This window comes from Microseira wollei NIES-4236 (assembly GCF_020521235.1).
GTDB classification, from domain to species: domain Bacteria; phylum Cyanobacteriota; class Cyanobacteriia; order Cyanobacteriales; family Aerosakkonemataceae; genus Microseira; species Microseira wollei.
Genome location: NZ_BLAY01000140.1, coordinates 18,142 through 27,326, shown reverse-complemented (window position 1 = coordinate 27,326; position 9,185 = coordinate 18,142). Strand labels below are relative to the sequence as shown.

The following is a 9,185-nucleotide window of genomic DNA, read 5'->3' as shown; positions in this document are numbered from 1 at the left end:
AAATACTGATGATTAAAGGCTTTCAGTTCGCTAAAAGCCCTTGTAATTTATTGCAGGGCTTAAATCACCGGCTAATAGCACAAGTCCACTTAAGTGGACTAAATACTGATGATTAAAGGCTTTCAGTTCGCTAAAAGCCCTTGTAATTTATTGCAGGGCTTAAATCACCGGCTAATAGCACAAGTCCACTTAAGTGGACTAAATACTGATGATTAAAGGCTTTCAGTCCATTTTAATGGACTTTCGCTATTAGCCAGGGAATTTATAGCGGCTTGCAGCCGCGTGAGGTACAGCGAAATCGCTTTGTTTGTGTAGCGGCACCCTTAAGGGTGCCGCTACACAAACAAAGGTGTACCTCACTCAGCAAGCAATCCGCTGTATTCCCTGGCGGGCTATGAGATTGATGCAAGATCTGAATTTTAACGAACATTAGCTGTAAGATCTGGGAATTGATTCCCTGGCAAGCTCTATGTTTTTGCCAGAGGTCTATTGTCTCCCCAACTTTCCCAAACTGGGAACTCAACGCCTCGCAAGTCTTTGCAGCAGCAGAGTAGGAGATGCGATCGCTCTCCAATCTGCGACTAAATCTCTCTTGCACCGCTTGACAATTAACTCGATTAGCGAAATCATCAAAATAGTCATCAATTATTCCAATTTGAGACGCGCTGGCAAACAAAATCAAAACTTCTGCACCTTGAAAATTCAATAAATCTAAAATTTTCCGACGATCTCGGCAAATGGCTGCAACCCTTGTTCTTACGTGGAGATGCTCGGTGTATTGTCCTGTAACGATTTGAGAGCGTTTTTGATAATGAGAATCGCTCATTTGTAGCCACTAAATCAGAGGTCGTCGGAAATGGCCTCTAGAACTCTTACAGGGTAAGGGTTTCAAATCGAGGGGTCGCAATTCACTACTCCCCGCAAGGGGATTGAAACTTGAAATCCGGCAGGAGTCATATACAGCTTATCTCCCGTCGCAATTCAATACTCCCCGCAAGGGGATTGAAACTGGACTGATCCACAACCGAAGTTGTGGAAGACGAGTGTCGCAATTCACTACTCCCCGCAAGGGGATTGAAACTCCATTGTGGCTTTGGGTAAAGCCTGCAGGTTTTTGAGTCGCAATTCACTACTCCCCGCAAGGGGATTGAAACGCGCCCATGTTCTCGGTTATTATACTTTGCGCTTCCTTCAAAGTCGCAATTCACTACTCCCCGCAAGGGGATTGAAACTGTCATGTAGCTGAAGCAGGTCTGGAAATACATTGGTAAGGTCGCAATTCACTACTCCCCGCAAGGGGATTGAAACTTCAAATCCGGTTGCAAGGTAATAGATCGATATTGAGTCGCAATTCACTATTTCCCGAAAGGGGACGGAAAGCTAACCAGAAAAATTTGGAATCGCACGCTTCCAGGATGAGGGATAGTAGAAAAGCGATCGCACACAGGTATGCAAAAATGCTCAACCCACCTTGGAGCGACCCACCCAGCGTAGAATTACTGCAATGGCTGGCGCGGGGAAATTTAAAACAACAACTGCTACAAGCGGTGCGCTTGTGGGTGTGGCTGCATTTTCTGTATGGGGAAGCAGGAACTAAGCTCAATTTACCCGATCCGTTTGGCTATGCGGATTGGCGGGATGCTTTCTTCAGCGAAACGCACACAAAGAGGGAAGAAAAACCCAGACTGCACGACTTGCAATGTTTCTGTGCAAAAACTGTTGCGGCTTGGTTATTTAGTCCCAATCTCAATTTAACCCAGTTGGAATGGGAAACTTTGTTGCAGGAAAGCAAGGAAGCGTCGCAAGTCGAACAACAGCAGCAGCAATTTGAACAATCCCTTATCCAGCACCATCTCTGTCCGGATAACCTGCACAAATTGTATGCAACTCGTCTGTTTGGTTTGACTCGCCGCGCCTTGGCGGCGGATTTGCAAGTTTTGGCAGAATTGCAATGGCTCAAACGCAGCGGTCATCTATATTATCGGGTGAGCGATCGCCCTTTCACACCCAGTACAGTGGGACAAGCGGATGCAGGTTTATTCACCTACAATCTAGAGTTTCTCACGCAACCGGATTTGGCAGCGATCGCAGATAATCTTTCTGCGCGTCTGGAAGGTCAACAACGCTTTTTCGTCCACGTTGAATATGTCATCGCTAATATAGACCGCGTGGATGAATTGCAAGATCGACTCCGCAGCTTGTGGGAACAAAAAGTCGTCCCGCCGATTTTACTCACTTACTGGAATGCTTCGCGGCAAAAAACCCTCGCCGCCGTTGTCTATCCCGTGTGTATCTATTACTACCAGCGCGGCCCTTATCTCTGTGCGTTCGGGGAACTGCCGCCCGGAGAAGCGAAACAACTCGACTGGCGCAACTATCGCCTCGACCGCATCGAGAGGATCGAACCCCTGAGTTGGGAGGCGGCGCGGGTTCCCCCGGCGCTAAAACAGCGGTATCGCACGGGGACTTTGCCCACACCAGACGAGATTCAACTGGCAATGGCAGAAGCTTGGGGTTTCGATTATTACCAACCAGCCCTGACGCTATTACTGAGATTTGACCGGGAGTGGGATGACCGTTATATCCGCAATACCTATCGTCACGCCACGTTTAAGTCGGTGGATTATCAAACTGTGGGAAAACTGATTCGCCAGACATTAACCGGAGAACAGCGAGAAGCGATGCTGAAAGTGTGGCGCGCGCGATCGCCTGGTGATGCATACTACCGCGCCACCTATCGCCAAGACGACCCCAACGTGATGCAGCGCTTGCGGGCGTGGCGACCCCGCGTAGAAATTTTGCTACCCGTGGAACTGCGATCGCGTGCAGCCAGGGAAGTACAACAAGAATCGCAGCTTTATCATGAATGATATTTCGGTAACAAATTTAACCTCGCGCTTTGAAGCGGCGCTAATTTATGCCACCCAACTCCACGCAAAGCAGCGTCGCAAAGTCACCGGCGTTCCCTACATCGCCCATTTATTGGGAGTAGCGGCGTTGGTATTGGAAGATGGCGGAGATGAAGATGAAGCAATTTCCGCTTTGTTGCACGACGCGGTGGAAGACCAAGGCGGGGCGGCAACCAGGTTAGAAATTTTACATCGGTTTGGGGAAAAGGTAGTGGAAATTGTCGATGGTTGCACCGAACCAGATGCGAGTTTATTTCCCAATTGGAAAGAACACAAGTTGCAATATTTAGCACAGTTGCGTTGCGCCTCTCCATCGGTGCAGCGGGTGATGCTAGCAGATAAATTGAACAATATTCGCGGGATGTTAATCAATTTGCGGCTAAAAGGAGAGGCGATTTGGAGTCAGTTTCGCGGGAGTAAAGAAGATATTTTGTGGTTGCAGCAAGCGCAATTGGAAGTTTATCGTCAGGTGAGTAGGAGTTGGATGGTTGAGGAATTGGAAAAGAGTGTGAGAGAGTTGGGTGGTTGGCGATCTGAGAAAGTGGGTTTGTGAATGCGATCGCTATGAAAATAAAGCACTTTATATCTTGCGCCAGTTGTCACAAACCGACGGGGAATCAATTCCCCGTCTCATAGCTGAAGTCGGATAAATCCGACTGGAAAAACTGTTAGTCCACTTCAGTGGACTTTCGCTATTAGCCAGCGATTTAAATCGCTGGCGGGTTGGAAGCGCAGGTGAGAGATATGATATTTTGCCGTATCTAATTTACGCAGAGTATTGCCATAATTAAAGGCTGAAGGAATTAGGCGAAAAACGCTTCTGATTTTGCGATCGCCTTTCTATTCCCACTTACTTGAACGGGCGATCGCCCAGGCAAAAAGTTTGGTAACTTGAGGAGATGCGATCGCTTGCTCTCCCAACTGCCACCAAACTTTCTCTCTTGCGGGGGTTGACAATTTTTTCTTTTTTACCCTACCTTATTTTGTATCGTGTCATCGACACCACTCCGCCGAACCTTGAAAACCGCATAACTTCGTTGACTGGTGTCGATTGCTTTCACAGTCTGGGTTTCCAGCTTTTATTTTTCCGTTTATTGCAAATGACCCCCTGTTTATTGACAGTAAAATTTTGTGGTGTCGATTTGCAGGCCCAAACCCAGTCCTGGTAAGGCTTCCTGGACAAACTCTTTACAGTTACATCACCCCGCAAGGGGACGGAAACGTGAGGGTGTAGCTGATCGCGTCAAACTGGCTGAAGGTAGTTTGCATTAACATCACCCCGCAAGGGGACAGAAACTTTCCTGCTTGTTTGCCGCAGTTGCCTTTGCAAGCATCGTTTGCATTAACATCACCCTGCAAGGGGACGAAAATACAGTTCAGGCGTTGCGTCTATCAAATTCATCCAGGCGATCCAAACACAATTCTGCTTTTGGAAGAGTCAACTTCCAGGGCTATGCGATAATGGCACAACAATAAAAAGAGTAGGGCGACGCCTACTCCAACTCAAACTAGCCGCAACCCTAACATGATTGACTCTGACAAATCGATGACAATTGCGCTTTCCTGGTGTCTTGCTTGGGGTGACAAGTACGCACCTCGGTTCGATCTGAGTATATTGCAGCAAATGCGACAGGCTTTGATAGATGGGGAGGAAGTACCGGAGAAAGTGCGAGCGATCGTTAAGCAAGTGCAGCAACTCCAAGCTATTGGTGACAACTATTTTCCAGCAACCCTCGAACAATTGCAGCAAGATTATCGCGAATTGTGGGAGCAAAAAACACCCATTGGCTTAGTCTACGGGAAGGCGACCAAGATTAAACAATATGTATTTGAAGCGCCAAAACTCCCCGACATTCGCGGTGCTTCATCACTTCTAGACCGAATTAATTTAATTGACTTGCCTGCTTTTTTTAATAAAGACCCAGAACCAGAAGCAGAACTAGAACCAGAAGCAAGAAACCGTTATAATATTGAATGTCCAGAGATTAGAAAATGGCTGAATAAGAACTTTGCTCACCAGCCGAAAATAACCGAAGCTTTAATTCCTGAGTTAATCGTTTACTCGACGGGTGGTAATATTTTAGCCTTTTGTCCGGCGGCGTTTGTTGACGATTTAGCAAATGCGATTGAAAAACGCTACACCGAGGAAACACTGACAGCCAACTCTTGTGCAGTCGGCGATACTTTTAGGTTGCTAGAAATTCGATTTGGTTTATTTAAAGACCCAATTGAAAGCACATTCTGGTTAGAACAGTATCGTCAAGCTTACACAAACTCGCTGGTTGAAGCTTATTTTGGCAACCCAGAAAAGCAGTCTAGCGAACGCTGCAATCCCAAGGCTGCATCTTTGGAAGAGGCATTTTTAAATCGCAAAAGTTTTAACGAATTAACTACCAGACTGGCAATTTTATTCAATCAACGTCGCAGCGGCAACGTCATTCAAAATCGCCCAACGCGCCGCTACCCACCGATGTTTGAAACCCATCCTTATTTAAAAAGAGATGAAAGCGAAAAGAGAAGTATTATCGCAATAGTTCCAACAAGAGAATTGCCTAGCGAATCAGCGTTTTCTGAAGCCTCTATGAGAAAACGACTGGTAAGCGATCGCGCCAAAACAGGATTTTCTCTACAACCTAAATGGTATGAAGATACTACTGGATTAACCTGGCAACGTGGCATTATTGAAGGTTGGGTAGATAAATTTGAAAAATTTTTGCATAAAAATACCCAACAGCATCGAAAATACTGTGGCAATTCTAATTTAGAAGATGTTAAACTTTGCCAATCTTTAACCCATCTTAGCAAAGTTAGTAATGGTTTTGTGGCTTATATCTATGCAGATGGTAATAACATGGGAGGCTTGATTCAAAAAATTCGCACACCCCAAAAATATAAAGAATTTAGCGAAGATGTTTTCACAGCAACGGAACACGCTGTTTATCAAGCTTTAGCCGAAAATCTCCACCCGCGCGAACTCAAAGGCATCAAAGAAGAATCAGGATTTAAAGATGGCGATTTGATTCATCCTTTTGAGATTATCACGATTGGGGGAGATGATATTATATTGATTGTACCAGCGAGTCAGGCATTAGCGATCGCTAAAACCATCGGCGAACAATTTGAAAAAATCTTGCTCAAAGAAGTGGCGCCCAATGAGGTAAAAATTCAGGGAGATTATCAAATTAAATCTGCTGAAAAACCAATCAATCCCAATTTATATCATCGTTACTCTGACCCAAAAGAACAAGCCACTCCATCTAACTGTCAGTTGAGTATGTCGATTGGTGTATTAATTACAGATTACAAGATGCCAATTTACTACGCCAAAAGACTGACAGAACAGTTACTTAAATCGGCCAAAAAATATGCTAAAAGCCTCAAAAAACTTGGTTATTGTGGCGGGACAGTTGACTTTTTAGTTCTGAAAGGCGTGACGATGATTTCATCCAATATTGAGGAGTTTCGCCAAGAAGCATTAACTAAAGAGCGAATGCAAAAATTAAAACTATACGCTGCACCTTATACACTGTACGAATTGGGAGGATTGATTAAATCAATTGGTGCTTTAAAACAAGCTGAATTTCCGCGATCGCAACTTTACCAAATCCGCAGTTTGCTGGAAAGAGGGAAACATACAGCAATGCTCAACTACCGTTATTTCCGAGTTAGGCTCAAACAAGGACAAAAGGAACTAGAAGAATATTTTGAAAAAGCATGGTGCAAACCAAAAGAGCAAAATAATAAAGGCAATTTAGCACCTTGGACATCGCTGAAAGAACCAGATAAGTCAACAACTTACGAAACAATTTGGCGCGAGATGGCAGATCTTTATGATTTTATTGAGATAGGCGAAGAATCTGACTCATCCCAACAACAGCTTGTTACTCAGGAGGCTGACTTATGATCTTTCTCCAACAATTGTCCAACTCAGTTGAAACGCACAAAATTACTGCCATTATCGATACCGCTTTGTGCGTAGGTGCGGGTGGATCTTCTGGGTCATTAGCAGATAAACCAATTATCCGAAACGCTGAAGGAAACTTGCTGATTCCAGCTTCTCAAATTAAAGGTCGTTTGCGACACGAATGCGAGAAAATTGCTAGAGGTTTAGGTTGGGAAATTTGCGAATCTCCGAGTGCGGGAAAAATGGTTATCCGCAGACAAAATGCACCTGTTAAATTTCAACGCAGCGAGTATGAAGTTTCCGGATATGAGGAAACATACCACTGTTTGATTAGCCAAATTTTTGGCGATCCGGTTTTACCATCGCGGGTAATGTTTGATGACTTAATTTGCACTGAAGAACCAGAAAATTTACCCGAAGTTTTGCGTCCGGGTGTCACAATTAACCGCCGCCGTCGTACAGCAGAAGAGAAGAAACTTTACTTTTTAGAGACTTCGCCAGCGAATGCTCAACTCAGGTTTGAGGGGGGGATTCACTTACTACCAGATTGTCCTGAATATGCCAAACCTCTAATTTTGGCTGGTTTGAAACATATTCATGCGTTGGGAGGAAGTAAATCCGCTGGTTTAGGATGGCTGAGTTGGGAAGAATTACCCAAGTTTGAGATCGATGAAAATGTTTGGAATGTTTTAGCCAAAGGAGGGGAGAAATGAAGCGCATTCAACTAGAAATTAAGGCTTTATCTCCACTGGCGATCGCGAAACAAAAACCCGGTGGTTCCATCAGTGAAGCTGTGGACTATATTCCCGGTACAGTTATTCGGGGAGCAGTTGCAGCTCAAATTTTAAATCAATCGGGTCATCAATTCAGCAATTTAAGCGAAAATGGTGGTGATTTTCAAACTTTATTTTTAGGTGAAACCTCAGCAATATTTCAAAATGCCTATCCCGCTGTTATAAGAAAAAGCAGAATTGAAATTCAATCTGATATTAGAGTTGTACCTGCAACAGCACTTAGTTCTAAAAATGACTCAGGTTTTAAGACTAAAAAGGGTGCTAATGGTGTTTTTGATACATTAATCGATCGCTTTTGTGCTGATAGATATGGTTATCCCTACGATCCAAATTGTCCAAAAGATTGGGAGAGAGTTGATGCGTATACTGGTTTCTATAGTAAACTGGGCAAAAACTATTACACTCATTCAGCCGATAAACGCTTGCTGACGCGAGTAGGCATCAATCGACGACGCGCAACGGCTGAAGATGAGATTCTTTACAGCATTGAAGTTTTGAACGAATCCCAGGTACAAAAAAAGAAACCTGAGATTTACAGCAGCGCAATTTTAGTAACAGATGAATTAGCAGATTCCCTGAAAGAATTTATCGACTCTCGGAGTCAAAACTTTCGTTTAGGTGGTTCGGCTTCCAGAGGATTAGGAAGAGTTGAAATTAAGACAAAAGAGCCTGTTGATGCTAAAATAGATGTAAGCGATCGCATCGCCAAATTTACTGACGCACTCCGCAAGCGCTGGGAGCAATGGCAAATATTTGGGAATCCGTTAGCGGAATTACCAGGCGATCGCACCTACTTCACCCTCGACTTGCAATCTGACGCTATCCTAACCGAAAACTGGCGACGCACCACCGTTATTTCTGAAGCCATGCTGAAACAATTTGCTGCTGTTGAAGATTCATCCTTGAAACTAGAAGCAGCTTACAGCAGTTACGATTATAAATCCGGTTGGAATTCAGCTTGGGGATTGATGAAAGATGTGGAATTGATTACAAATAAAGGAGGCGTTTATTTATTCAGTACAACTCAACGCGATATTTGGGTTGAGAAATTAGGAGAATTGGAAGTGAGGGGAGTAGGCGATCGCGCCTGCGAAGGTTTTGGTCAAATACAAATTTGCAACGAATTTCATCTTATATTTCGGGAGAATGCTGTATGAGCGAATCACTAGATCCACAAAAACAACTCAAAATTCAAAAAGGAATTCGCCAAGCTGAAGATAAGTTAGTTACTGACATACAAACAGCCTTAGATGATACAAGTTCTTACGGTGATTTAGAAGAGTCGCAATTTCGTAACCTAGTAAGGGTTGCTGATACAACTGACAGTACAGCAGTTATCAAAAACTTTTTACTTTATCAAGTAGGGCGCGATAAAAAGTGGGGCAGAGGGCCAAAATCTTTAGCTCAAAAAATCATTCATGATATTGATAAAACCCTAAAACCTGTTGCTAATGAAATTGCTAAATCAGCCAACGCCGAGGATTTTTATAATGAAATTTGGCTAGAACTTACCCGGCGCTATTTAGGTTATGGCGCTCGCTATTTAGTGTATAAAAATAAAGGTCAATCTTAGGCTGT

The 9,185-nt window shown here is 44.1% G+C and carries 7 protein-coding genes; 6 read left to right on the top strand and 1 reads right to left on the bottom strand.

The annotated features are described in order from the left end of the window. Positions 1-262 precede the first annotated feature (262 nt). Positions 263-826 carry a hypothetical protein gene (locus tag MiSe_RS34605; RefSeq protein WP_226588711.1) on the bottom strand — a complete coding sequence of 188 codons (564 nt, stop codon included), beginning with the start codon at positions 824-826 and terminating at the stop codon, positions 263-265. Positions 827-1,457: 631 nt separating this feature from the next. On the opposite strand from MiSe_RS34605, the gene MiSe_RS34600 reads away from it, so the two are divergent. The 6 genes from MiSe_RS34600 (at position 1,458) to MiSe_RS34575 (ending at position 9,180) form a co-directional block, all read left to right on the top strand. Further along, the gene (locus MiSe_RS34600) at positions 1,458-2,870 is read left to right on the top strand and encodes a TIGR03985 family CRISPR-associated protein (RefSeq protein WP_226588708.1); all 1,413 of its coding nucleotides are present in this window, start codon (positions 1,458-1,460) and stop codon (positions 2,868-2,870) included. Continuing rightward, positions 2,863-3,462, top strand: a complete 600-nt coding sequence (locus tag MiSe_RS34595) for an HD domain-containing protein (protein WP_226588706.1) — start codon at positions 2,863-2,865, stop codon at positions 3,460-3,462. The genes MiSe_RS34600 and MiSe_RS34595 overlap by 8 nt, the downstream gene beginning before the upstream one ends. 972 nt (positions 3,463-4,434) lie before the next feature. Further along, on the top strand, positions 4,435-6,813 hold the full coding sequence (gene cas10 / locus MiSe_RS34590) for a type III-B CRISPR-associated protein Cas10/Cmr2 (RefSeq protein WP_226588704.1): 2,379 nt from the start codon (positions 4,435-4,437) through the stop codon (positions 6,811-6,813). After that, entirely contained in the window at positions 6,810-7,526 is a 717-nt protein-coding gene (locus MiSe_RS34585) for an RAMP superfamily CRISPR-associated protein (protein ID WP_226588702.1), read from the top strand. Before cas10 ends, MiSe_RS34585 begins: the two co-directional genes overlap by 4 nt. Beyond that, positions 7,523-8,764 (top strand): type III-D CRISPR-associated RAMP protein Csx10, encoded by a 1,242-nt coding sequence (csx10, locus tag MiSe_RS34580; protein ID WP_226588700.1) that lies wholly within the window; start codon positions 7,523-7,525, stop codon positions 8,762-8,764. Before MiSe_RS34585 ends, csx10 begins: the two co-directional genes overlap by 4 nt. Continuing rightward, positions 8,761-9,180, top strand: coding sequence for a hypothetical protein (locus MiSe_RS34575; protein WP_226588698.1), 420 nt, complete (start codon positions 8,761-8,763; stop codon positions 9,178-9,180). Before csx10 ends, MiSe_RS34575 begins: the two co-directional genes overlap by 4 nt. Positions 9,181-9,185: the final 5 nt, after the last annotated feature.